General features: G+C 64.3%; 19 protein-coding genes. 2 read left to right on the top strand and 17 right to left on the bottom strand.

The annotated features are described in order from the left end of the window. The first annotated feature begins 92 nt into the window (after window positions 1–92). Both HU825_RS16255 and HU825_RS16250 read left to right on the top strand, forming a co-directional pair. Window positions 93–536, top strand: a complete 444-nt coding sequence (locus tag HU825_RS16255; RefSeq protein ID WP_234302474.1) for a MarR family winged helix-turn-helix transcriptional regulator — start codon at window positions 93–95, stop codon at window positions 534–536. An 8-nt stretch (window positions 537–544) separates the two neighbouring features. Further along, the gene (locus tag HU825_RS16250; RefSeq protein ID WP_234302473.1) at window positions 545–1,723 is read left to right on the top strand and encodes a cytochrome P450; all 1,179 of its coding nucleotides are present in this window, start codon (window positions 545–547) and stop codon (window positions 1,721–1,723) included. 93 nt (window positions 1,724–1,816) lie between these two features. On the opposite strand, the gene nuoN is transcribed toward HU825_RS16250, so the two are convergent. The 17 genes from nuoN to nirB form a co-directional block, all read right to left on the bottom strand. Next, window positions 1,817–3,286, bottom strand: coding sequence for an NADH-quinone oxidoreductase subunit NuoN (gene nuoN / locus HU825_RS16245; RefSeq protein WP_234302472.1), 1,470 nt, complete (start codon window positions 3,284–3,286; stop codon window positions 1,817–1,819). A 7-nt stretch (window positions 3,287–3,293) separates the two neighbouring features. Next, window positions 3,294–4,823: an NADH-quinone oxidoreductase subunit M gene (nuoM, locus tag HU825_RS16240; protein ID WP_043297078.1), complete on the bottom strand. Its 1,530-nt coding sequence runs from the start codon at window positions 4,821–4,823 to the stop codon at window positions 3,294–3,296. A 21-nt stretch (window positions 4,824–4,844) separates the two neighbouring features. Further along, entirely contained in the window at window positions 4,845–6,689 is a 1,845-nt protein-coding gene (nuoL, locus tag HU825_RS16235; RefSeq protein ID WP_234302471.1) for an NADH-quinone oxidoreductase subunit L, read from the bottom strand. Next, complete coding sequence (gene nuoK, locus HU825_RS16230; RefSeq protein WP_008570159.1) at window positions 6,686–6,994, bottom strand: NADH-quinone oxidoreductase subunit NuoK; 309 nt, start codon at window positions 6,992–6,994, stop codon at window positions 6,686–6,688. The genes nuoL and nuoK overlap by 4 nt, the downstream gene beginning before the upstream one ends. A 3-nt stretch (window positions 6,995–6,997) precedes the next feature. Further along, complete coding sequence (gene nuoJ / locus HU825_RS16225) at window positions 6,998–7,498, bottom strand: NADH-quinone oxidoreductase subunit J (protein WP_043297076.1); 501 nt, start codon at window positions 7,496–7,498, stop codon at window positions 6,998–7,000. A 78-nt stretch (window positions 7,499–7,576) separates the two neighbouring features. Further along, on the bottom strand, window positions 7,577–8,125 hold the full coding sequence (gene nuoI / locus HU825_RS16220) for an NADH-quinone oxidoreductase subunit NuoI (protein ID WP_003289595.1): 549 nt from the start codon (window positions 8,123–8,125) through the stop codon (window positions 7,577–7,579). Window positions 8,126–8,136: 11 nt separating this feature from the next. Next, window positions 8,137–9,129 carry an NADH-quinone oxidoreductase subunit NuoH gene (gene nuoH / locus HU825_RS16215; protein ID WP_008570156.1) on the bottom strand — a complete coding sequence of 331 codons (993 nt, stop codon included), beginning with the start codon at window positions 9,127–9,129 and terminating at the stop codon, window positions 8,137–8,139. Next, window positions 9,126–11,855 (bottom strand): NADH-quinone oxidoreductase subunit NuoG, encoded by a 2,730-nt coding sequence (gene nuoG, locus HU825_RS16210; RefSeq protein WP_234302470.1) that lies wholly within the window; start codon window positions 11,853–11,855, stop codon window positions 9,126–9,128. Before nuoG ends, nuoH begins: the two co-directional genes overlap by 4 nt. Before the next feature lie 128 nt (window positions 11,856–11,983). Next, window positions 11,984–13,336 carry an NADH-quinone oxidoreductase subunit NuoF gene (gene nuoF, locus HU825_RS16205; protein WP_043297074.1) on the bottom strand — a complete coding sequence of 451 codons (1,353 nt, stop codon included), beginning with the start codon at window positions 13,334–13,336 and terminating at the stop codon, window positions 11,984–11,986. Further along, entirely contained in the window at window positions 13,333–13,827 is a 495-nt protein-coding gene (gene nuoE / locus HU825_RS16200) for an NADH-quinone oxidoreductase subunit NuoE (RefSeq protein ID WP_043297073.1), read from the bottom strand. The genes nuoF and nuoE overlap by 4 nt, the downstream gene beginning before the upstream one ends. A gap of 1 nt (window position 13,828) precedes the next feature. After that, window positions 13,829–15,610, bottom strand: a complete 1,782-nt coding sequence (gene nuoC / locus HU825_RS16195) for an NADH-quinone oxidoreductase subunit C/D (RefSeq protein WP_054093176.1) — start codon at window positions 15,608–15,610, stop codon at window positions 13,829–13,831. Between the two features lie 69 nt (window positions 15,611–15,679). Next, window positions 15,680–16,354 (bottom strand): NuoB/complex I 20 kDa subunit family protein, encoded by a 675-nt coding sequence (locus HU825_RS16190; protein ID WP_043297070.1) that lies wholly within the window; start codon window positions 16,352–16,354, stop codon window positions 15,680–15,682. A gap of 10 nt (window positions 16,355–16,364) precedes the next feature. Continuing rightward, window positions 16,365–16,772, bottom strand: coding sequence for an NADH-quinone oxidoreductase subunit A (locus HU825_RS16185; RefSeq protein ID WP_003289584.1), 408 nt, complete (start codon window positions 16,770–16,772; stop codon window positions 16,365–16,367). A gap of 159 nt (window positions 16,773–16,931) precedes the next feature. Continuing rightward, window positions 16,932–17,708 carry a uroporphyrinogen-III C-methyltransferase gene (cobA, locus tag HU825_RS16180; RefSeq protein ID WP_234302469.1) on the bottom strand — a complete coding sequence of 259 codons (777 nt, stop codon included), beginning with the start codon at window positions 17,706–17,708 and terminating at the stop codon, window positions 16,932–16,934. Between the two features lie 25 nt (window positions 17,709–17,733). Continuing rightward, on the bottom strand, window positions 17,734–20,439 hold the full coding sequence (locus HU825_RS16175; protein ID WP_234302468.1) for a nitrate reductase: 2,706 nt from the start codon (window positions 20,437–20,439) through the stop codon (window positions 17,734–17,736). A 44-nt stretch (window positions 20,440–20,483) separates the two neighbouring features. Next, the gene (nirD, locus tag HU825_RS16170; protein WP_138300052.1) at window positions 20,484–20,813 is read right to left on the bottom strand and encodes a nitrite reductase small subunit NirD; all 330 of its coding nucleotides are present in this window, start codon (window positions 20,811–20,813) and stop codon (window positions 20,484–20,486) included. Window positions 20,814–20,836: 23 nt separating this feature from the next. Further along, window positions 20,837–23,302 (bottom strand): nitrite reductase large subunit NirB, encoded by a 2,466-nt coding sequence (gene nirB, locus HU825_RS16165; protein WP_234302467.1) that lies wholly within the window; start codon window positions 23,300–23,302, stop codon window positions 20,837–20,839. Window positions 23,303–23,616 lie beyond the last annotated feature (314 nt).

The raw sequence follows: 23,616 nt of genomic DNA, 5'->3' as shown, positions 1-23,616 counted from the left end.
AGAATCGACAGGGCGTTTCCGCTGAAATATATATCGTGGCGTGATATATATCGTGCACAATACTGCGCGAAGGTCAACGAGGAAATCATCTCTTGGAAAAGTCCGATTACCAGCGGCTGGCGCATTTCCGTCATCGTCTGCGCCGATTCCTGCGCAACAGCGAGTTGCTGTGCCTGGAGAACGGTGCGACGGCGCTGCAATACCAGCTTCTGCTCCAGATTCGAGGCGCTTCGGCGCGCGATTGGGCGACGGTTGGCGAGCTCGCCGAACAGCTGCAATCGAAGCATCACAGCGTCGTGGCACTGATCGACCGCTGCGAAAACATGGGCTTGGTCGAGCGAAAGGCCGGACGTGAAGACCGGCGTCAGGTTGAGATTCACCTGTTGCCTGCCGGCGAGGAGCTGCTGGCGCGCATCGCCGAACTGCACCAGGAAGAGGTTCAGCTGCTGCGCGCGGAGTTCAGCCTGCCAGGTTGGGACAGGGCCGAAAATTCATCACCACCGAAGCGGCCCGGATTATCGAGAGGTCCGCAATAGGAGTTGCTATGGAGACGAAATCAGTCGATTGGGATCCGAGGTCCGAGGCAGTGCTCAAGGACCAGATGGCCACTTACGACGACATGCGCCGTCGCTGCCCGGTGGCAACCAGTCGTTACGGCTACACTTCGCTGTTCCGACACGCGGATGTCATGCACGTATTGACGGACCACGAGACCTACAGCAACGCCGTCTCGCGTTTCCCCTCCGTGCCGAACGGCATGGACCCGCCGGAGCATACGGCGTACCGGCGCGTCATCGAGCCCTACTTCGAGCCGCAGCAGATGGAAGCCTTCGCGCCGGTGTGCCGGGAGGTTGCGGTACGGCTGGTGCAGGCCTTGCCGGAGCAGGCGGATGTCGAGCTGATGGCGGACTTTGCGCAGATTTTCGCTTTGCAGATTCAGTGCGCCTGGCTGGGCTGGCCGGTGGAGCTGCACGAGCCGCTGCGCCTGTGGACGCTGAAGAACCAGGCGGCCACGTTGGCCAGGGACGAAGCGGCGATGAGCGCGGTTGCGCTGGAATTCGACGGCTACATCAAGGATCTGCTCACGGCGCGCCGCAACGCCGGTAGCGCGGCGCCAGACGACGTGACCACCCGTCTGCTACGCGACCAGGCTTTGGGCAGACCGCTGACCGACGATGAAATCGTCAGCATCCTGCGTAACTGGACGGTCGGCGAGCTGGGCACCATTGCCGCGTCGATCGGCATCCTCGTGCATTACCTCGCCGGCCATGGCGCGTTGCAGCAGCAGTTGCGCGAGCAGCCGGTGCTGCTGCCTGCCGCCATCGACGAGATACTGCGCATCCACGCGCCGCTCGTCATGAACCGGCGGGTCACCACCAGAGAGGTCACGCTGGGTGAGCGCACGCTGGCGGCCGGTACGCGTCTGGCGCTCATCTGGGCATCTGCCAATCGCGACGAAGCGGTGTTCGGAGATCCCGATGCGTTTCGTCTCGACCGCGACCCGCAACTGAATCTGCTGTATGGCGCCGGCATCCATGTCTGTCCCGGAGCCCCGCTGGCCAGGCTGGAGCTGCGCGTCGTGATGGAGGAGCTGCTGGAGCGTACCAGCCGAATCATGCTGCTGGCGGATCAGCAACCGGTGAAGGCGTTCTTTCCCGCCAGCGGGTTTTCTTCGCTACCCCTGCATATCGAGAAGGCCGAGAACGCTACTCCGCACGGCTGAGCGACGAGGCGCGCCTCGCGCAGTGCCTGAGGTTGGAGCCCGAAAACAGAAACGCCCCGAGTAATCGGGGCGTTTCGTTATCTGGTGCTTTGCTCAGAGCGTAGCGAAGATCGCATGCTGAGCCAGTTCCAGCAGTGGCTGCGGGTAGACACCGAGGAGGAAGGCGAGGGCGGCGACGGCCAGCAGCATGACGCCGCCGGCTTGCTGACCCCAGTTGAGCGGTGCGTCGTGACGGCGTATGCCGGGCTCGACCAGATACAGCGTCACCATCACGCGCAGGTAGTAGTACAGGCCGATGGCGCTGCCGATGATCAAGCTGCCCAGCAACCACCACTGCTGCGATTGCACGCCAGCGGCGATCACGTAGAACTTGCCGATGAAGCCCGCCGTCATCGGAATGCCGGCCAGCGACAGCATCATCACGGTGAGCACCGCAGTCAGGTACGGCCGGCGCCAGAACAGGCCGCGGTACTCGTACAGGGCATCGGCATCGCGGCCCTGGAATGGGCTGGACATCAACGTGATCACACCGAAGGCACCGAGGCTGGTCAGCACGTAGGTCGCCAGGTAAACGCCGACTGCCTCGACAGCAAGGCCTTCGCTGGCGATCAGCGCCACCAGCAGGTAGCCGAAGTGGGCGATGGATGAATAACCGAGCAGGCGCTTGAGGTTGCTCTGGTTCAGCGCCAGCAGGTTGCCGATCAGGATCGACGCGATGGCGATCAGCGTCAGGCCATCGTTCAGCCAGCCGCCACTGGTCGCCGGCGACAGCTGGTAGAGGCGCAGCAGCACGGCGAACACGGCGAGTTTGCTGGCAGTGGCGAGGAATGCGGAAACCGGTGCCGGAGCGCCCTCGTAGACATCCGGCGTCCACAGATGGAAGGGCACCAGCGAAAGCTTGAAGCCCAGCCCGACCAGCATCATGCCAATGCCGGCCTGCACCAGAACGCTCGACTGCTGCGCCGCCAGGCTGGCGCCGATGCCGGCGAAGCTCAGGCTACCGGACTCGGCGTACAGCAGCGCCATGCCGAACAGCAGGAACGCGCTGCCGGCGGCCGACAGCACCATGTACTTGATGCCGGCTTCCAGCGAACGCTTGTTGAAGAAGGCGTAGGCGACCAACCCGTAGACCGGCACCGAAAGCAGCTCCAGGCCGATGAACAGGCCGGCCAGATGCTGGCTGGACACGAGCACCTGACCGCCGAGGGCCGACAGCACCATCAGCAGATAGAGTTCCTCGCGATTGCCCGGGAAGCCCTGGCCGCCGGGCTTCTCGCCCAGATAGGCATGCGCCAGGGTGACGCAGGCCAGCGTGGCCAGCAGCAGCAGCGCCATGTGGAAGTAGGCGAAGCGGTCCAGCTGCAGCAGCTGGGTAACCTCCAGCGGCGCTACCTGCAACGCTGGCGCAATCGACAGCAGCGCAAGAACCAACCCGGCTGCGGTAAGCATGTAGGTCAGGCCATGGTTGCGGCGCCACGCAATCGCCAGCATCACCACCACGGCGGTGGCACTGACGACGAGCAACGGCAGCAGGGCGATGAAGTGTTGTTGAGTGAATTCCATAGCGCGACTACCGGACCGAAGCGAGTTGGGAGAAAGCGGTACTGAACCACTGCTGTACGCCACTCATTGTGGCCAGCGAGGTGTCGAATACCGGCTGCGGATAGACCCCGAGCAGCACCAGCAGCGCTGCCAGCAGCAGGATCATGCCAACCTCGCGCGCGTCCAGCCCGCGCAGGCTGCCCTCGGCCTTGACCGGACCGAAATGCGCGCGATGGATCATCGCCAGCGAATACACCGAGGAGAGCACCAGACCGAAGGTGGCGATCACCACGATCCACGGCCACTGGCCGAAGGCGCCGAACAGCACCACGAACTCGCCGACGAAGTTGCCGGTACCGGGCAGGCCCAGCGAGGCGGCGGCGAAAAACAGGCTCAGCGCCGGCAGCCACGGCAGACGCGACCACAGGCCGCCCATCTCGCGCATGTCGCGGGTGTGCAGGCGCTCGTAGAGCTGGCCACAGAGGATGAACAGCGCGGCAGCCGACAGACCGTGGGCGATCATCAACACCACCGCGCCCTGTAGCGCCAGCTCGCTGCCCGAGTAGATGCCGATAAGCACGAAACCCATGTGCGAAATGCTGGAGTAGGCAACCAGACGCTTGATATCGGTCTGGCCGAACGACAGCAGAGCACCGTAGAAGATGCCTATCAGACCAAGTGTCATCGCTATCGGCGCAAAGTCCGCCGAAGCCTCGGGGAACAGCGGCAGGGCGAAGCGAATCATGCCGTAGGCGGCAGTCTTCAACAGGATGCCAGCCAGGTCCACGGAGCCTGCGGTCGGCGCCTGGGCATGGGCAGCCGGCAGCCAGGCGTGCAGCGGCACGATCGGGAACTTCACCGCGAAGGCGACGAAGAAGCCGAGCATTAGCAGGAACTCGATCTTCGGATCGAGCTCGGCATCGAGCAGCAGGGCATAGTCGAAGGTCAGCACACCCGTGTTGTGGTAATTCACCAGCACCAGCCCGAGGATCGCCACCAGCATGATCAGACCGCTGGCCTGGGTATAAATAAAGAATTTGGTCGCCGCGTTGATCCGCGAACGCTTGCCTTCGGAGCTGTGACCCCAGAGCGCGATGAGGAAGTACATCGGCACCAGCATCATTTCCCAGAAGAAGAAGAACAGGAACAGGTCCAGCGAGAGGAACACGCCGACCACGCCGCCGAGGATCCACATCAGGTTGAGGTGGAAGAAGCCGACGTGGCGCTGGATCTCCTTCCACGAGCAGAGCACCGACAGCACACCGAGCAGGCCGGTGAGCAGCACCATCAGCAACGACAGACCATCGAGCGCCAGATGCAGGTTGATACCGAAGCGCTCGATCCAGACGTGCTTGAACTCCAGCGCCCAGGTCGAGCCGGCATCAGGTGCCGGCGCCAGACTGTAATCGCCGTTGCTCCAGAGCCAGAGGCCCAGGCCGAACAGCAGCGTCATGGTGAACAGGGCGATCCAGCGTGGCAGGGTCTGGTCGAAGCGCTCGACCAGCCAGCAGAGCAAGCCGCCGATGAAGGGAATCAGGATTAGCCAGGGCAGAATCACGATTTCGAGTCCTTGGGCAATTCAGAGCAGGATGATGCCGAGCAGCAGCACGGCTCCGCCGACGATGGACAGGGCATACCAGCGCAACTGGCCGGTTTCGCTGCGGCTCAGGGCGGCGTGGCTGCCACGGGCGGTGCGCGGCACCAGACCGATGGTGGCGTCGATGGGGTCAAGGGCGAGCAAGCGGCACAGCCACAGATAGGGCTGCACGAAAAGCTTGTCGTAGATCCAGTCGAAGCCCCACGCGGCAAACCACCAGGCGCTCAGCAGGCGCCCGGGTGCGCTCTGGGAGATGGACGTGACCAGCCCTCGCTTGCCGAGAAACAGCACTGCGGCGAGCAGGATGCCGGCGATTGCAATGGCGCCAGACACCAGCTCCAGGCTGTGTTTGGCTTCGCCACCGGCATGCCCGACGCTCTCAGGCAGCACGCCGGCCAGCGGCGGTGTGATCAGCGCACCGACCACCGTGGAAAGCACGATCAGCACTGCCAGCGGCAGGTTGTGGGCGATGCCACTTCCGGCATGCGCCTCGGTCTGTGGCTTGCCGTGGAAGGCGATGAAGATCAGCCGGAAGGTGTACAGCGAAGTCAGGAAGGCGCCCGCCAGACCGGCATAGAGCAATCCGTTGTGCCCGCTGGCGAAGGCTTCCCAGAGGATTTCGTCCTTGGAGTAGAAGCCCGCGGTGATCAGCGGCAGCGCGGCCAGCGCGGCACCGCCGACGATGAAACTGGCGTAGGCGAGCGGCAGTTTCTTCCACAGGCCACCCATGCGGAAGATGTTCTGCTCGTGGTGGCAGGCGTGGATAACCGAGCCGGACGCGAGGAACAGCAGGGCCTTGAAGAAGGCGTGCGTCATCAGGTGGAAGATCGCTGCGTCCCATGCACCAACGCCGAGGGCAAGGAACATGTAGCCGATCTGGCTCATGGTCGAGTAGGCCAGGATGCGCTTGATGTCGGTCTGCACCAGTGCAGCGAAGCCGGCCAGCACCAGCGTCACGCCGCCGACGATGCCGACCAGCTCGTGCACGTCGGGCGCCAGCAGGAACAGGCCATGGGTACGGGCGATCAGGTAGACACCAGCGGTGACCATGGTGGCAGCGTGGATCAGCGCGGACACCGGCGTCGGGCCCGCCATCGCATCGGCCAGCCAGGTCTGCAGCGGCAGTTGTGCCGACTTGCCCACTGCGCCGCCAAGCAGCGCCAGGGTGGCCAGGGTGATCCACAGATCGCCCTCGGCGAATTTCTGCGGCGCCAGCGTCAGCAGGTCCTGGATGTTCAGCGTGCCGAGCTGGACGAACAGGATGAACAGGCCGAAGGCCATCAGCACGTCGCCCACGCGGGTGACGATGAAGGCCTTGAGCGCCGCGTTGCCGTTCTTGCGCTCCTTGAAGTAGAAGCCGATCAGCAGGTAGGAGCACAACCCCACGCCTTCCCAGCCGAAGTACAGCAGCAGCAGGTTGTCGCCCAACACCAGCAGCAGCATGCTGAAGATGAACAGGTTGGTGTAGGCGAAGAAGCGCGAGTAGCCCTCTTCACCCCGCATGTACCAGCTGGCGAACAGGTGGATCAGGAAGCCCACGCCCGTGACTACGCCGAGCATGGTCAGCGACAGGCCGTCCAGATGCAGGCCGAAGGATGCCTGCAGGTTGGCGACGTCCAGCCACTGCCATAGCTGCAGGGTGAAGACCCCCTCGGCCGGCGGCGTGGTGTTGAACTGCCAGATGATCCAGGCGCTGGTCAGCGCGCTGAGCCCCACCGAGCCGACGCCGATGGTCGCAGCAAGGTTCTCGGAAATCCGTCCGCGGGAAAAAGCGAGCAGGAAGTAGCCGAGCAGCGGAAAAACGAAGGTCAGGAATAGAAGATTCATCCGTGCATCTCGCTTGCGGCATCGACATCGAGGGTATTGAAGCGGCGGTATAGCTGCAGCAGGATCGCCAGGCCGATGGCGGCTTCAGCCGCCGCCAGGGTGATCACCAGGATGAACATGATCTGCCCGTCCGCCTGTGCCCAGCGGCTACCGGCGACGACGAAGGCCAGGCCTGCAGCGTTCATCATGATTTCCAGGCTCATCAGCATGAACAGGATGTTGCGCCGAACCATCAGACCGACCAGCCCGAGGCAGAAGAGGATCGCGGCGACTGCCAGCCCGTGTTCGAGAGGAATGCTTTGCATGAATTACTCCTTCGCCTCATGGCGGCCCAGGTGGTAGGCCGCGATCAGCGCCGCGAGCAGCAGCAGCGAGGCCAGTTCGACCGCCAGCAGGTAGGGCCCGAACAGCGATACGCCGACTTCCTTGGGACCAACGCTGGTGAGCGCCAGCGGTGCATTGCTCGGTTCGGCGAACAGCGCCCAAAGCAGTTGCAGCAGCAGCACACCGGCCAGCAGCGACGGGCCGATCCAGATCCGTGGTGTCAGCCAGGCTCGCTCCTGCTGGGCAATGGCCGGGCCGAGGTTGAGCATCATCACCACGAAGACGAACAGCACCATGATCGCGCCGGCGTAGACGATGATTTCCAGCGCACCGGCAAACGGCGCGCCGAGACTGAAGAAGCACATGGCGACCGCCAGCAGCGAGACGACCAGGTAGAGCAGGGCGTGAACCGGATTCGTGCCGGTGACCACCCGCAGGGTGGACACCACCGCGACACCGGCGGAGAAGTAGAACGCGAATTCCATGACGTCAGGTCCTCGAAACTGTGGCGTCGCTCGCCCATGAGGCGAGCGGGCGGAAGGAGCGGGGGCGCGGCGATACGGTCACGGCAGCAACCCCTTGACGTTGATCGGTTCGGCTTCGCACTGCGCGGCGCCTTTCGGCTTGCCGGCGATGGCCAGGCCGGAAACGCGATAGAAGTTGTAGTCCGGGTTCTTGCCGGGCCCGGAGATCAACAGGTCTTCCTTCTCGTAGACCAGGTCCTGGCGCTTGTACTCGCCCATCTCGAAATCCGGAGTGAGCTGGATTGCGGTGGTCGGGCAGGCCTCCTCGCACAGGCCGCAGAAAATGCAGCGCGAGAAGTTGATGCGGAAGAATTCCGGATACCAGCGACCATCTTCGGTCTCGGCCTTCTGCAGCGAGATGCAGCCTACCGGGCAGGCCACCGCACAGAGGTTGCAGGCCACGCAGCGCTCTTCGCCGTCGGGGTCGCGGGTAAGTACGATGCGGCCGCGATAGCGCGGTGGCAGGTAGACCGGCTCTTCGGGGTATTGCAGTGTGTCGCGCTTGCGGAAGGCATGGCTGAACACCATCACCAGGCTGCGCAACTGGGTGTAGGTGCCGTGGAGCACCTCGCCAATGTACTTGAACATGAATTTTCTCCTTACTGCGCGGCCAGCACGAGCGCGCCGGTCACCAGCAGGTTGAGCAGCGTCAGCGGCAGGCAAAACTTCCAGCCGAAAGCCATTACCTGGTCGTAGCGTGGCCGGGGCAGGGACGCTCGCAGCAGGATGAAGAGCATGATGAAGAAGCCGGTCTTGAGCGCGAACCAGAAGAACGACAGCCACGGCAGGGTATCGAGGAACGGACCGTGCCAGCCGCCGAAGAACAGCGTGGTCAGCAGCGCCGAGATGGTCACGATGCCGATGTACTCACCGACGAAGAACATGCCCCATTTCATGCCGGCATATTCGACGTGATAGCCGTCGGCCAATTCCTGCTCGGCTTCTGGCTGGTCGAACGGGTGACGGTGGGTGACCGCGACACCGGCGATGAAGAAGGTCGCGAAGCCGAGAATCTGCGGGATGACGAACCAGAGGTTCTGCTGCTGGTACTCGACGATGTCGCGCATGTTGAACGAGCCGACCTGGGCGACGATGCCCATCAGCGAAAGGCCCAAGAACACTTCGTAGGACACCGTCTGTGCCGAAGCGCGCAGGGCGCCGAGCAGGGCGAACTTGTTGTTGCTGGCCCAGCCGGCGAACAGCACCGCATAGACGGTGAGGCCCGCCATCGCGAAGAAGAACAGCAGGCCGATGTTCAGGTCGGCCACGCCCCAGGTTGGTGTCACTGGCACGATGGCGAAGGCGATCAGCAGCGAGCCCATCGCCACCACTGGCGCCAGGGTGAAGATCGGCTTGTCGACGAAGGGCGGTGTCCAGTCCTCCTTGAAGAACATCTTCAGCATGTCGGCGGCGAGCTGGAACAGGCCGTAGGGGCCGACCCGGTTCGGACCGTAGCGATCCTGCCAGAGACCGAGCAGACGGCGCTCAACGAAGCTCAGCAGCGCACCGGCCACCACCACCACCAGCATGATGACGAGGGACTTGAGCACCTGGATGATCACGTCGATGATTTCGGGAGTCAGCCAGCTCATTGCGCAGCCTCCTGCAGATTGCTGACGATCGCGCCCGCGAACGCTGCCGGCACGCCGGGCAGGCCGACCGGCAGCCCGACCAGCCCGACCGCCAGGTCTTCAACGATACGCAGCGGCAGGTGCAGCTCATGTCCGTTCACCAGCAGGGCCAAGCGCACACCGTCGTTGACGCCCAGACGTGCGGCTTCGGCTTCGTTCAACGCCACATACGGTTGCGGAATACGCGTCTGGATCGGCGCGGCCAGTGACGAGGTTTCGTCGCTGCCGAACAGGTGATACAGCGGCACGGCCTGCCAATGCCCCGGTTGCGGGGCGAAGGCAGCGGTCGGCGCGAACCAGGTCAGCGTGGTACCGCGCGATTCGAGCAGACGTACGCCCGGATCGCCGGCGCGTAGATGGCCGCCGACCTCGTCCTGGAATTTGTTCCAGGCCTGCGGCGAGTTCCAGCCCGGTGACCAGGCGAAGGCAATCTGCTGACGTGCCTCGGCAGAACCGGAATAGCCCTCCATGGAGAAGGCGAAAGGCGAGTCGACGTCCTGCGGCTGGCGCGGCTCGTGCACGCTGATATCGGCGCGCATCGCCGTGCGACCGCTGTAGCGCAGCGGCTCACGGGCCATCTTCAGACCTTTGATGCGGAACTCGGCTTTCGGGGCCGCGTCACGAATCGCGGCCAGCAGCGGATGGCTGGAGGCACAGGCTTCGGTTGCCTGATCGAGGCGGGTCCAGTCCACCGGGCGATGCTCGCGGGTCGACTGCAGTGCATGCAGCCAGCGCCAGCCTTCGCGGATCAGGATGCTGTTGTCGTAGTAGCTCGGCTCGAATACCTGGAAGAAGCGCTGGGCGCGGCCTTCCTGGCTGACCAGGGTGCCGTCGCCCTCGGCGAAACTGGCGACCGGTAACAACAGATCGGCGCGCGCGGCGGTCTCGGTGTGCTGGTGGTCGGCGACGATCAGCACGTGCGCGGCATCCAGCGCAGCGTCCACGTCAGCGCGTGCGGCGCGGCGGTACAGGTCGTTTTCCAGCACCAGTACGGCATCGGCCTGGCCACTGCGCAGTGCCTGCAGCGCGGCGTCCACCGACTTGTCGGCGCGCTCGTCGGCCAGCAGCAGCGCCATGCCCAGGCTGTTGGCCTCGGCAGCCACCAAGCTGATCGAGGCGTTCTTCTCGCGGTTCTTCAGCGCCTGGGCGATGTTCGCGGCCGCCTTGAGCACGGCTTCGGAGCCGAGCGACGCACCGGAGATGATCAGCGGGCGCTTGCCAGCGAGCAGGGCGTCGGCGATGCGCTGTGCCAGTTGTGCGGCATCGGCTTCCAGTCCGGTAACCGCCGGTGCGCTGGGGTCAATGGCATGTGCGACGGCGAAGCCCAGTCGGGCCAAATCGTCGGGCGCAGCCTGCACGCTTTCGGCGGCGACGTCGTCCAGGCGAGTCTCGCTGACGCAGGCGATGAACAGCGGGCTCAGCGCGCGTTGGGCGACATTCTGCACGGCGGACTGGTGCCACTCCGGAATCTTCGCCGCGGCGGCAATTTCGGTGGCCTTGCCCTTGACGGCCTGGCGCAGTGACAGCGCCAGACGCGGAGCCGTCTGGGTCAGGTCCTCGCCGAGGACGAAGATGGTGTCGTGCTCTTCGATCTCGCGCATCGACGGCGTCGGCAGCGGGCCGTTCTGCAGCAGTTCCCGGATCAGCTGCAGGTTGTGCAGCTCCTGGGCGGCGATGCCGGAATAGAAGTTGGCCGCGCCGACCAATTCGCGCAACGCGTGGTTGCTTTCCAGGCTGGCGCGCGGCGAACCGATGCCGATCAGCCGACGACCGGCAAGCAGCGCAGCGGCCTTGTCCAGTGCGGCGTCCACGCCCAGCTGGACCTGGCCGGCGCGCAACAGCGGCTGGCGCGGACGGTCCTTGCGGTTCACGTAGCCGTAACCGAAGCGGCCGCGATCGCAGAGGAAGTAATGGTTGACCGCGCCGTTGAAGCGGTTTTCGATGCGGCGAATCTCGCCGTAGCGCTCACCGGGGCTGATGTTACAACCGGCCGAGCACTGCTGGCAGATGCTCGGTGCGAACTGCATGTCCCACTTGCGGTTGTAGCGCTCGGAGTGGGTCTTGTCGGTGAACACGCCGGTGGGACAGACCTCGACGAGGTTGCCGGAGAACTCGCTCTCGAGCACGCCGTCCTCGACGCGACCGAAATAGACGTTGTCATGCGCGCCGAACACGCCGAGGTCTTCGCCGCCGGCATAGTCCTTGTAGTAGCGCACGCAGCGATAGCAGGCGATGCAACGGTTCATCTCGTGAGCTATGAACGGACCGAGTTCCTGATTCTGGTGTGTACGCTTTGTGAAACGGTAGCGGCGCTTGTTATGGCCGGTCATCACCGTCATATCCTGCAGATGACAGTGACCGCCTTCCTCGCACACCGGGCAGTCGTGCGGGTGGTTGATCATCAGCCACTCCACGACGCTGGCACGGAAGGCTTTGGCTTCCTCGTCGTCGATGGAGATCCAGGTCTTGTCGGTGGCCGGGGTCATGCAGGACATGACCAGGCGGCCGCGGGTATCGTTTTCGTCGCTGTACTGCTTGACCGCGCATTGGCGGCAAGCACCGACGCTGCCCAGCGCCGGGTGCCAGCAGAAGTAGGGGATGTCGAGTCCGAGGGACAGACAGGCCTGCAACAGGTTGTCCGCACCGTCGACCTCGTAGGCTTTGCCGTCTACGTGGATCGTGGCCATTTCTAGGTCTTCTCATCCGCTTGCGCGGGTCAGGCTAATAGGAAATCTGCTTCTGAGGCGGAGCGCTGAGGCTGACGGGCTGAATGCGCCTCGCGTCGAGCCTTTCGCGCCCTGCGTCGTTCAATTCTCTATGCCGGCTGCGTAGGCGCCTTCGCCTCTTGCGCGACGCCTGCTTCGAACTCATGTCGGAAATACTTCACCGCGCTGCCCAACGGCTCCACCGCGCCTGGCGCGTGGGCGCAGAAGGTGCGGCCCGGGCCGAGGAAGTCGACCAGTTGCAGCAGCGTATCGATGTCCTGGCGACTCCCCTGGCCGCGCTCGAGCGCGCGCAGGATCTTCACGCTCCACGGCAGGCCGTCGCGGCATGGCGTGCACCAGCCGCAGGATTCGCGGGCGAAGAACTCTTCCATGTTGCGCAGCAGCGAGACCATGTTGACGGTGTCGTCCACCGCCAGCGCCAGGCCAGTGCCCATCCGCGTGCCGACCTTGGCGATGCCGCCGGCATACATCTGCGCCTCGAGATGCTCGGGCAGCAGGAAGCCGGTGCCGGCGCCGCCGGGCTGCCAGCACTTGAGACGGTAGCCGTCGCGCATGCCGCCGGCGTAGTCCTCGAACAACTCGCGGGCGCTGACGCCGAAGGGCAGTTCCCAGATGCCGGGATGCTTGACCTTGCCCGAGAAGCCCATGAGCTTGCTGCCCATGTCTTCGCTGCCCGGCCGCGCCAGGCCTTTGTACCAGTCCACGCCGTTGCCGATGATCGCAGGCACGTTGCACAGCGTTTCGACGTTGTTCACGCAGGTCGGCTTGCCCCAGACGCCGACGGCGGCAGGGAAGGGCGGTTTGGCGCGCGGGTTGGCGCGGCGGCCTTCGAGGGAGTTGATCAATGCGGTTTCTTCACCGCAGATGTAGCGTCCGGCACCGGTGTGTACGAACAGCTCGAAATCGAAGCCGGAACCGAGGATGTTCTTGCCGAGCAGGCCGGCGGCCTTGGCTTCCTCGATGGCGCGGTTGAGGTTGTGCGCCGCATCGACGTACTCGCCGCGCAGGAAGATGTAGCCGCGGTAGGCCTTGAGCGCCCGGGCACTGATCAGCATGCCCTCGACCAGAAGGTGCGGCAGCTGCTCCATGAGCAGGCGGTCCTTCCAGGTGTTGGGTTCCATCTCGTCGGCATTGCACAGCAGGTAGCGGATGTTCTGCGCTTCGTCTGCCGGCATCAGGCCCCACTTGACACCGGTTGGGAAGCCGGCGCCGCCGCGCCCCTTGAGTCCGGAGTCCTTCACCGTTTGCACGATGTCGGCCTGGGCCATTTCGGCCAGCGCCTTGCGCGCGGCAGCGTAGCCGTTCTTCTGCTGGTACTCGTCGAGCCAGACCGGCTGACCGTCGTCGCGCAGGCGCCAGGTCAGCGGGTGGGTTTCCTCGTTGCGCGCCACGCGGTTGGCCGGGCCGAGGGAGGCGAGCGTTTTCGTCGTGCTGCGCGTCATGGATAGGCCTCCAGCAGGGCGGCGATGCCTTCGCTGCGCACATCGCCGAAGGTGTCATCGTCGATCATCAGTGCCGGCGCCTTGTCGCAATTGCCCAGGCAGCATACCGGGATAAGGGTAAAACGGCCGTCGGCGGTGGTCTGGCCCGGTGCGATGCCTAGCTGACGCTGCAGTGCCTCGAGGATCGATTCGTGGCCACCGATGAAGCAGGTCATGCTGTCGCAGACACGGATGATGTGGCGACCCACCGGCTGACGAAAGATCTGGCTGTAGAAGGTGGCTACGCCCTCGACATCGCTGGCGGGAATGCCGAGCAACTCGCCGATGGCATCGGCAGCCCCGTCCGGCACCCAGCCGCGGGCCTTCTGCACGATCTTCAGGGCTTCGATGGACGCCGCGCGCGGGTCTTCGTAGTGGTGCATCTCATGCTCGATGGCCGAGCGCTCGGCTGCGCTGAGGGCGAAACGGTCAGTCTGGATAAGCGTGCTCATATCAGCGGTCCACGTCGGCCATGACGAAATCGATACTGCCCAGATAGGCGATGAGGTCCGCGACCATGCTGCCGCGGATCACGGCCGGAATCTGCTGCAGGTGCGGGAAGCTCGGCGTGCGAATGCGCGTGCGATAGCTCATGGTGCTGCCGTCGCTGGTCAAGTAGTAGCTGTTGATGCCCTTGGTCGCCTCGATCATCTGGAAGCTCTCGTTGGCCGGCATCACTGGCCCCCACGATACCTGCAGGAAGTGCGTGATCATGGTTTCGATGTGCTGCAGCGTGCGTTCCTTCGGCGGTGGCGTAGTCAGCGGGTGATCGGCTTTGTACGGACCTTCGGGCATGTGTTTCAGGCATTGCTCGATGATGCGCAGGCTTTCGCGCATCTCCCCCATCTTCACCAGGCAGCGGTCGTAGGCATCGCCGTTAACCGCCAGCGGCACCTCGAACTCGAAGTGCTGGTAGCCGGAATAGGGGCGCGCCTTGCGGATGTCGAAGTCGCAGCCGGTGGCGCGCAGCCCCGCACCAGTGGTGCCCCATTCCAGGGCCTCCTTGGTGTTGTAGGCGGCCACGCCTTTGGTGCGGCCGATCAGAATGCTGTTCTTCAGCGCGGCCTTTTCGTACTCCGCCAGCCGTTTGGGCATCCAGTCGAGGAACTCGCGTACCAGCTTGTCCCAACCGCGCGGCAGATCGTGCGCTACTCCGCCGATGCGATACCAGGCCGGGTGCATACGGAAACCGGTGATGGCCTCGATCACCTGGTAGGCGCGCTGACGATCGGTGAAGGTGAAGAACACCGGCGTCATGGCGCCGACGTCCTGAATATAGGTGCCCAGGTAGAGCAGATGGTTCTGGATGCGGAAGAACTCCGCCATCATCACGCGGATGAAGTCCACGCGGTCCGGCACCTTGATGCCGGCGAGCTTCTCCACCGCTAGCACGTAGGGCAGGTTGTTCATCACCCCGCCGAGGTAGTCGATACGGTCCGTATAGGGAATGAAGCTGTGCCAGCTCTGGCGCTCGGCCATCTTCTCGGCGCCGCGATGGTGGTAACCGATCTCCGGTACGCAATCGATGATTTCCTCGCCATCGAGTTGCAGGATGATGCGGAACGCGCCGTGCGCCGAGGGGTGGTTCGGGCCGAGGTTGAGGAACATGTAGTCCTCGTGCGGCCCACTGCGCTTCATGCCCCAGTCTTCGGGTTTGAAGCGCAGGGCCTCCTGTTCCAGATCCTGCTTGGCTGCGGTCAGGCTGTAGGGATCGAACTCGGTCGCGCGCGCCGGGTAGTCCTTGCGCAGCGGATGGCCTTCCCAGGTCGGCGGCATGAGCATGCGCGCAAGATGAGGATGTCCGGTGAAGTCGATGCCATACATGTCCCAGACTTCGCGCTCGTACCAGTTGGCATTCGGCCAGACGCCGGTAGCCGTCGGCAGGCAGAGGTCCTTCTCCGACAATGCGACCTTGATCATCACATCGCTGTTACGCTCCAGCGACATCAGATGATAGAAGACGCTGAAATCCGCGGCGGGCAGCCCCTGGCGCTGGGTGCGCAGGCGCTCGTCGACACCATGCAGGTCGTAGAGCATCACGTAGGGTTTGCGCACCTGGCGCAGGAAGCTCAGCACCTCGATCAGGCGCTCGCGTGGCACCCAGAGGACCGGCATGCCGGTGCGGGTGGGCTGCACGGTAAAGAGGTCGGCGCCAAAGCGCGCATTCAGTTCGACGACGATATCCTGGTCGTCAGCCTTGTAGGGCGGGATGTACAGAGCGCTGTCTGCAGTCATGATCTCGGTCGCTTTCGGTCAACGTTGGGGTGCGAGCAGACCTTCCCACGAGGGAAGGCGGAAGCTGGATCACACGTCGTCGGGGCTGCGCAGGTTGGTTACCTGGATACGCTGTTCGCGTCGCTGTTCCTTCTGCGAAGGCATTTCGGCACGGTAGATGCCTTGGTCGCCAACGACCCAGGACAGCGGGCGGCGCTCCTTGCCGATGGATTCCTGCAGCAATTGCAAGCCTTGCAGGAATGCCTCAGGACGGGGCGGGCAGCCGGGTATGTAGACGTCCACGGGGAGGAACTTGTCGACCCCCTGAACGACCGAGTAGATGTCGTACATACCACCGGAATTGGCGCACGAGCCCATCGAGATGACCCACTTGGGCTCGAGCATTTGTTCGTAGAGACGCTGGATGATCGGCGCCATCTTGATGAAGCAGGTGCCGGCAATGACCATGAAATCGGCCTGGCGCGGTGATGCGCGAATCACTTCGGCGCCGAACCGGGCGATGTCATGTGGAGCGGTGAAGGCAGTCGTCATCTCCACGTAGCAGCAGGACAGACCGAAGTTGTACGGCCACAGGGAGTTCTTGCGTCCCCAGTTGACCGCATTGCTCAGTACGTCTTCCAGCTTGCCCATGTAGATGTTGCGATGGACTTGTCCTTCTAGAGGGTCGGCAACAGTCTCCTGCTGACCGATCGGATAGCGGTCATTGACCGCATCCGGATCGATCCGGGTAAGTTTGTATTGCATGTGAAGAGCCTCATTGTTTTAGCTTCGCCTGTCGCTCGCGACGGCTCGCGGGTGCCCAATCGAGCGCCCCGACCCGCCAAAGGTAGACAAGACCTGCCAACAGAATTGCTATGAATACGGTAGCTTCAATGAGGCCCGCCCAGCCGCTTTCGCGCACCGAAACGGCCCAGGCAAAGAGATAGAGGGCTTCAACGTCGAAGATCACGAAGAGCATCGCGACCAGATAGAATTTTGCGGAGAGTCGCAGACGGGCGCTGCCAGTAGGGACGATGCCAGATTCGAAGGGTTCGTTCTTGGCACGGCCCCAGGCTTTGCTGCCCAGCAGGCTGGAGGCGCCGAGCATGAAGGCGCAAAGCGCTATGACGCCAAGAAGAAATACCGCGAAGCCCCAGTTGTGGGACAGAGCTACATCAGGCATGCCGGGCCCCTTTAACGGAACGGCTTGAATAAGTCCAGCTTGCGACAGCGACCATGCGTCGCAACTCCTAATGGCCGGGCATTCTATGCGTCCGCTAAAATTAAGTACATGTTTCTGTATGAAACTTATTGAAGTTTTCTCTGGGTTTAATTGATTTCATCAATTTGCGCAGCGCAGTTTGGCGTCATCCGCGGCGGGCTGTCCGGGGCGCGTGTCAGCTTCGTCCACGCTTCTTGCTGCGACTTCGCCGATCACCAGAATCGCCGGGCTCTTCAGCTCGAAGGCGTGGGCGTCGCGACACATGCCGGCGAGATTGGAGCGGCACTCGCGCTGCTGGGGCAGCGAGGCGTTCTCGATCATGGCCACTGGCGTGCTGGCATTCATCCCGCCTTCCAGCAGCCCGGCCTGCACCTGTTCCAGCTTGCTCACGCCCATGTACACCACCAGCGTGGTGCCGCTTTTGGCCAGCGCCTGCCATTCGAGGCTGCTGTCATCCTGGGTGTGCGCGGTGACCAGGGTGACGCCGCGCGCTACGCCGCGCTGGGTCAGCGAGATGCCGCATTGCGTGGCGCCGGCCAGGCCGGCGGTGATGCCGTTGACCAGCTCGACCTCGATGCCGCGCGCCGCCAGCCATTCGGCCTCCTCGCCGCCACGGCCGAAGATGCACGGATCGCCACCCTTGAGGCGCACCACACACTTGCCCTGACGGGCGTAGCGCAGCATCAGCCGGTGGATGAAGGCCTGCGGCGTCGAGCGGCAGCCGCCGCGCTTGCCCACGGGGATGATGCGGGCATTCGGACAGTGTTCGAGCACGGCGGGATTGACCAGATCATCGATCATCACCACCTGTGCCTCGCCCAGCGCGCGTACGGCCTTGAGGGTCAGCAGCTCCGGGTCGCCAGGGCCGGCGCCTACCAGCCAGACTTTTGCGCTCATGGGGTAATCCTCGTCTTGGTTGGTATCAGGGAAGTGCGCGTTCCGGCTGATGGGCCAGCAGGCGCTTGAGTTCGGGCACGCAGGAGCCGCAGCTGGTGCCACAGCCGAGTTCCTGCTTGAGGCCGGCCAGATCGAGACCGCGCTCGATGCCAGCGCAGATCGCGCTCTGGCTGACGTTCAGGCAGTTGCACAGCGTGCGGTCGGTTCCGACCTTGGCATTGCCCGGTGGCGCACTGAGCGGCGCCAGTAGCCAGCGGCGCAGTTCGGCATCGGCACTGCCGCTTTCCCAGAGGCCGCGCAGCCACTGCCGGGCGGCGGTCTCGCCGGCCAGACGCAGGGCGCCGATGCGACCGTCCTCGATGCGTACGCGCTTGCCGACTGCACGACGCGGGTCGTCATAGGCCAGCACCGGGCCGTCGTCGAGGCCGAGCAGGCGGTCGATGGCATCCAGTTCGGCAGCGGTTGGCGCCACGTCCCGGGCGGCGCGGATCAGTAATGCCGAACGCTCGCAACCACCGAGGCTGAAGCTGGCGTAGTCGAACGTTTCGAACAGTGGCCGCAGCGCCTCGAAGCGTCGCTGCACATCGCCTTCAACCAGCGCGAAGAATTGCCAGGGCAGTTCGACTCGTTCGACTTCGAGGCCGGCGTGCTTGAGTTCAGGCTGCTTCGACAAAGGGTCGACGCTGGCCAGGGTCAGGACGTTGCTACCCAGCCCCTTGAGAAAGCGATCGCCCCAGTGCATCGGCAGGAACGCCTGGCCGGCGCGCAGGCTGTCGTCCTTCTGCACCGGCAGGATCAGGCTGCCGCGCCGGCTCTTCACCTGTACCAGCTGGCCGTCCAGCAGGCGCCGGCGACGCATGTCCTCGGCATTCATGCAGAGCAGTGCTTCCTCGACATGGCCGAACAGCCGCGCCGCGGTGCCGGTGCGGCTCATGCCGTGCCACTGATCACGCAGCCGGCCGGTATTGAGCGTCAGCGGATAGCGCGCCTCGCGCTTTTCCTTCGGCGCCTGGTAGTGCTCGGCGATAAAGCGCGCGCGGCCATTGGCAGTGGGAAACACACCGTCACCATACAGCCGCGCGGTGCCCAGTTCGCTTCCTGGCGGAAACGGCCATTGCTGCGGACCGAGGGTGTCGATCAGTGCGTAGCTCAGGCCGCTGTAGTCCAGATCGCGGGCGGCGGTGAGCGGCTTGTACTCCTCGAACAGCGCTTCGGCATTCTCGAACGCGAACAGGCTCGGCTTGCCGGGACGCAGGCGACGTTCCAGCCGTCGGGCGAAATCGCAGGTGATCGCCCAGTCCGCACGGGCTTCGCCGGGCGCCGGCACGGCGCGACGTACATGGCTGATGCGGCGCTCGGAGTTGGTCACCGTGCCTTCCTTCTCGCCCCAGCTCGCGGCCGGCAGCAGCAGGTCGGCGTGGCGGCAGGTTTCGGTGGTGAAGAAGGCTTCCTGCACCACGACGAAGGGGCAGGCGGCCAGCGCCTCATGGACATTCTGCTGGTTCGGCAGCGACTGCGCCGGGTTGGTACAGGCTATCCACAGCGCCTTGATCTTGCCTGCACGCACCGCCTCGAACAGCTCGATGGCGGGCAACCCAGGCTGTTCGGGCAGCTGCTCGACACCCCAGTAGCCCGCCACTTCAGCGCGGTGTTCGGCGTTGGCCGCGTCGCGGTGACCGGGCAGCAGGTTGGACAGACTGCCGGTTTCGCGTCCGCCCATGGCATTCGGTTGGCCGGTGAGCGAGAAGGGCCCGGCGCCCGGCTTGCCGATCTGTCCGGTGGCCAGGTGCAGGTTGATCAGCGCGCTGTTCTTTGCGCTGCCGGCGGTAGACTGATTCAGACCCATGCACCACAGGGAGAGAAAGGCTGGCGCGCTTCCGATCAGCCGTGCGCAGGTTTGCAGACCATCTACCGAGATGCCGCAGAGGTCGGCGACCATCGCCGGGGTGTAGTCGCGCACCAGGCTTTTCAGCGCATCGAAGCCCTCGGTATGCGCATCGATGAAGCGGCGGTCGATCCAGCCTTCCCACATTAGGATATGCAGCAGGCCGTGGAACAGCGCGACATCGGTGCCGGGCAGGATCGGCAGGTGCAGATCGGCCAGCTCGCTGGTGTCGGTGCGCCGCGGGTCGATGACGATGATGGTCATCTCCGGCCGCTTCGCCTTGGCCTCTTCCAGGCGGCGAAACAGCACCGGATGCGCGTAGGCCATGTTGCTGCCGGCGATCAGCAGGCAGTCGGCCTGCTCGATGTCCTCGTAGGAGCAGGGCGGGGCGTCGGCGCCCAGGCTGCGCTTGTAGCCGACCACCGCCGAGGACATGCACAGCCGCGAGTTGGAATCCAGGTTGTTGGTACCGACCAGGGCGCGGGCCAGTTTGTTGAAGGCGTAGTAGTCCTCGGTCAGCAGCTGGCCGGAGACATAGAAGGCGACGCTGTCCGGCCCGTGTTCGCGGATGGTCTCGGCGAATACGCTGGCCGCATGCTCCAGCGCGCTGTCCCAGTCGGTGCGACCGCGGGCCAGGCCCTTGCCCAGACGCAGCTCAGGGTAGAGCGCGCGGGCGCCCAGGTCGCCGGTCAGGTGCAGGGTCGAGCCCTTGCTGCACAGCTTGCCGAGGTTGGCCGGATGGCCGGGGTCGCCGGCTACGTCGAGGATGCGTTCGCCGTCGTGCTCGATCAGCACGCCACAGCCGACTCCGCAGTAGCAGCAGGTCGAGGCGGTTGTCATACGCATGGCGTCGTCTCCTGGGGAAAAGGTGCTGGTCAACTGCGGTGTGTTCAGGCCGCGCATTCCTTGCGCGGGTTCAGCGAAAGCTGCACGCGCCCGTTCTCGACGCGCGCTTCGTGGCGATGGGCGCAGCCGACGTCCGGGGCCAAGGCCTCGCCGCTGGCCAGATCGATCTGCCAGTTGTGCAGCGGGCAGGCGACCTGTTTGCCGTAGACGATCCCCTGCGACAGCGGCCCGCCCTTGTGCGGGCAGCGATCGTCGAGGGCGAAGACCTGATCGTCCGCGGTGCGGAATATCGCAATGTCACCCTTGGGGCCGGCGACGATGCGCGAGCCGAGCGGGTTGATCTCATCCAGTGCGCAGATATCGAGCCAGTTCATGCGGTGTCCCTCCAGGTCGGTGCTCAGGCGTTTTCCAGCTGCTTGACGGCGATGCGGTCGAATTCCTTCTTCAGCTGCGGCTTGGAAAGCTGCTCCTGCCACGGGTCCTGCTCGAAGGAAAGTGAAAACAGCAGCCGCTGGTGCAGCGCCTTGCGCCGCTCGGCATCGTTCAGCACGGCCTGTTTGATGTGATCCATGCCGACGCGCTGCAGGTAGTGCACGGTGCGTTCGAGGTAGAAGGCTTCCTCGCGGTAGAGCTGGAGGAACGCCAGGCTGTATTCCATGACCTCCTCGGCGCTCTTCACCTTGACGAAGAACTCGCCGGCCTCGGTCTTGATGCCGCCGTTGCCGCCGATATACAGCTCCCAGCCGGAGTCCACACCGATGATGCCGACGTCCTTGATGCCGGATTCGGCGCAATTGCGCGGGCAGCCGGAGACGGCCAGCTTGACCTTGTGCGGCGACCACATGTTGAACAGCGCGTGCTCCAGGTCGATGCCCATCTGCGTCGAGTTCTGCGTGCCGAAGCGGCAGAACTCGCTGCCGACGCAGGTCTTCACGGTGCGGATGGATTTGCCGTAGGCGTGGCCGGAGGGCATGTCCAGGTCTTTCCAGACGCCCGGCAGGTCTTCCTTGCGGATGCCCAGCAGGTCAATGCGCTGGCCGCCGGTGACCTTGACCATCGGCACCTGATACTTGTCCGCCACATCGGCGATGCGTCGCAGCTCGGCGGCATTGGTGACGCCACCCCACATCCGCGGCACCACGGAGTAGGTGCCGTCCTTCTGGATGTTGGCGTGGGCGCGCTCGTTGATGAAACGTGACTGCGGGTCGTCCTTGGCCTCGCCCGGCCAGGTGGAGATCAGGTAGTAGTTCAGCGCCGGACGGCAAGTGGCGCAGCCGTTCGGCGTGCGCCACTCCATGAAGGCCATGGCCGCCGGGATGCTGATCAGGTGGTGCTCGCGAATGGCCTTGCGCACCTGGCCATGGTTGAGGTCGCTGCAGCCGCAGATGGCCTTCTCGCTCTTCGGCTTGACGTCGGCCGCGCCGCCCACGGTATTGATCAGAATCTGCTCGACCAGGCCGGCACAGGAGCCGCAGGAACTGGCGGCCTTGGTGTGCTTCTTCACCTCGTCCACCGAGAACAGCCCGTGCTCCTGGATCGCCTTGACGATGGTGCCCTTGCACACCCCGTTGCAGCCGCAGACCTCCATGTCGTCAGGCATCGACATGGCCTTGCTCTGGCCCTGGTGGCCGGCGTCGCCGATGGCGCCCTCGCCTAAGCCGGCCGCACCGAACATCAGGTGGTCGCGGATCTGCGCGACGTTCTGGCCCTCGCGCACCTGGCGGAAGTACCAGCCGCCATCGGCGGTGTCGCCATACAGGCAGGCGCCGACCAGCACGTCGTCCTTGATCACCAGTTTCTTGTAGATGCCGCCGATGGGGTCGGAGAGGGTGATGGTCTCTGTGCCTTCGCCGCCGATGAAATCGCCGGCCGAGAACAGGTCGATGCCGGTAACCTTGAGCTTGGTCGAGGTCACCGAGCCGAGATAGCGGGAGAAGCCGAGCATGGCCAGGTGGTTGGCGCAGACCTTGGCCTGTTCGAACAGCGGGGCGACCAGGCCATAGGCCGTGCCGCGATGGTTGGCGCATTCGCCGACGGCGTAGATGCGCGGGTCATAGGTCTGCAGGGTGTCGTTGACCAGGATGCCGCGGTTGCACGGGATGCCGGCCTGTTCGGCCAGTTCGCTGTTGGGTCGGATGCCGGCGGCCATCACCACCAGGTCGGCGGGGATCACGTCGCCGTCCTTGAACTTGACCGCGCAGACCCGGCCTTCGCCGTTGTCGAGCAGTTCGGCGGTGTGCTTGGGCAAAAGAAACTTCAAGCCGCGGCTCTCCAGGGCGCTCTGCAGCAGGGTGCCAGCGGTCTTGTCCAGCTGGCGCTCCATCAGCCAATCACCGATGTGCACCACGGTCACATCCATCCCACGCAGCTTGAGGCCATTGGCCGCCTCCAGGCCGAGCAGGCCGCCACCGATGACCACCGCGTGTTTGTGGGTCTTGGCGGTTTCCATCATCACCTGGGTGTCGGCGATGTCGCGGTAGCCGATCACACCCTGCAGATCCTTGCCGGGAATCGGCAGGATGAACGGATTGGAACCGGTGGCGATGAGCAGGCGGTCGTATTCGGCCTCACTGCCGTCATCGGCGATGACCCGGCGTTTGACGCGATCGATCTTCACCACCTTGCGCTTGAGCATAAGGCGGATGTCGTTCTCGGCGTACCAGTCCAGGTCGTTGAGCACGATTTCTTCGAACTGCTGTTCGCCGGCCAGCACGGGGGAGAGCAGGATGCGGTTGTAGTTGGGATGCGGCTCGGCGCCGAACACCGTGATGTCGTAGAGCTCGTTGGTGAGCTTGAGCAGTTCCTCAAGGGTTCGCACGCCGGCCATGCCGTTGCCGATCATCACCAGTTTGAGTTTCTTCATGCCCGTTCTCCGTGCCAGATGACGTCTGCCGCCCGGCCTGCTGGAATTTTTCAACAACAAAAAAGGCGTCCCACCGGTTCTCCGGTAAGGACGCCTTTGTCCGTGTCCCGCTCAGTCGGGAAGCCAGGCGCTCGTCGTTGAGGGCTGGCGCTATGTTCGTTGGTGTTGGACATTGCAGATGTCATGCCAATACCGTTGCGACCGGTAAAACGCCGGTGACGGTGGGCGCGAGAGGGCGCTGTGCGGCCGCCGCGCGCACCATGGCGAGGCCTGGGTGCGCGCTGCTGGTGCGCCCTCGTTGCGGCGGAGCACCG

Source organism: Pseudomonas phenolilytica, assembly GCF_021432765.1.
Taxonomy (GTDB): domain Bacteria; phylum Pseudomonadota; class Gammaproteobacteria; order Pseudomonadales; family Pseudomonadaceae; genus Stutzerimonas; species Stutzerimonas phenolilytica.
Note: the sequence above shows the minus strand (reverse complement) of the source record. Positions and strands in the feature narration are given on the sequence as shown.

Bases quoted from the DNA above. Each gene is read 5' to 3' on its own strand.
- HU825_RS16250 (WP_234302473.1), top strand. From the start codon at position 545: ATGGAGACGAAATCAGTCGATTGGGATCCGAGGTCCGAGGCAGTGCTC.
- nuoN (WP_234302472.1), bottom strand. From the start codon at position 3,286: ATGGAATTCACTCAACAACACTTCATCGCCCTGCTGCCGTTGCTCGTC.
- nuoL (WP_234302471.1), bottom strand. From the start codon at position 6,689: ATGAATCTTCTATTCCTGACCTTCGTTTTTCCGCTGCTCGGCTACTTC.
- nuoK (WP_008570159.1), bottom strand. From the start codon at position 6,994: ATGCAAAGCATTCCTCTCGAACACGGGCTGGCAGTCGCCGCGATCCTC.
- nuoJ (WP_043297076.1), bottom strand. From the start codon at position 7,498: ATGGAATTCGCGTTCTACTTCTCCGCCGGTGTCGCGGTGGTGTCCACC.
- nuoI (WP_003289595.1), bottom strand. From the start codon at position 8,125: ATGTTCAAGTACATTGGCGAGGTGCTCCACGGCACCTACACCCAGTTG.
- nuoH (WP_008570156.1), bottom strand. From the start codon at position 9,129: ATGAGCTGGCTGACTCCCGAAATCATCGACGTGATCATCCAGGTGCTC.
- nuoG (WP_234302470.1), bottom strand. From the start codon at position 11,855: ATGGCCACGATCCACGTAGACGGCAAAGCCTACGAGGTCGACGGTGCG.
- nuoF (WP_043297074.1), bottom strand. From the start codon at position 13,336: ATGACGCGCAGCACGACGAAAACGCTCGCCTCCCTCGGCCCGGCCAAC.
- nuoE (WP_043297073.1), bottom strand. From the start codon at position 13,827: ATGAGCACGCTTATCCAGACTGACCGTTTCGCCCTCAGCGCAGCCGAG.
- nuoC (WP_054093176.1), bottom strand. From the start codon at position 15,610: ATGACTGCAGACAGCGCTCTGTACATCCCGCCCTACAAGGCTGACGAC.
- HU825_RS16190 (WP_043297070.1), bottom strand. From the start codon at position 16,354: ATGCAATACAAACTTACCCGGATCGATCCGGATGCGGTCAATGACCGC.
- HU825_RS16185 (WP_003289584.1), bottom strand. From the start codon at position 16,772: ATGCCTGATGTAGCTCTGTCCCACAACTGGGGCTTCGCGGTATTTCTT.
- cobA (WP_234302469.1), bottom strand. From the start codon at position 17,708: ATGAGCGCAAAAGTCTGGCTGGTAGGCGCCGGCCCTGGCGACCCGGAG.
- HU825_RS16175 (WP_234302468.1), bottom strand. From the start codon at position 20,439: ATGCGTATGACAACCGCCTCGACCTGCTGCTACTGCGGAGTCGGCTGT.
- nirD (WP_138300052.1), bottom strand. From the start codon at position 20,813: ATGAACTGGCTCGATATCTGCGCACTGGATGAGATCAACCCGCTCGGC.
- nirB (WP_234302467.1), bottom strand. From the start codon at position 23,302: ATGAAGAAACTCAAACTGGTGATGATCGGCAACGGCATGGCCGGCGTG.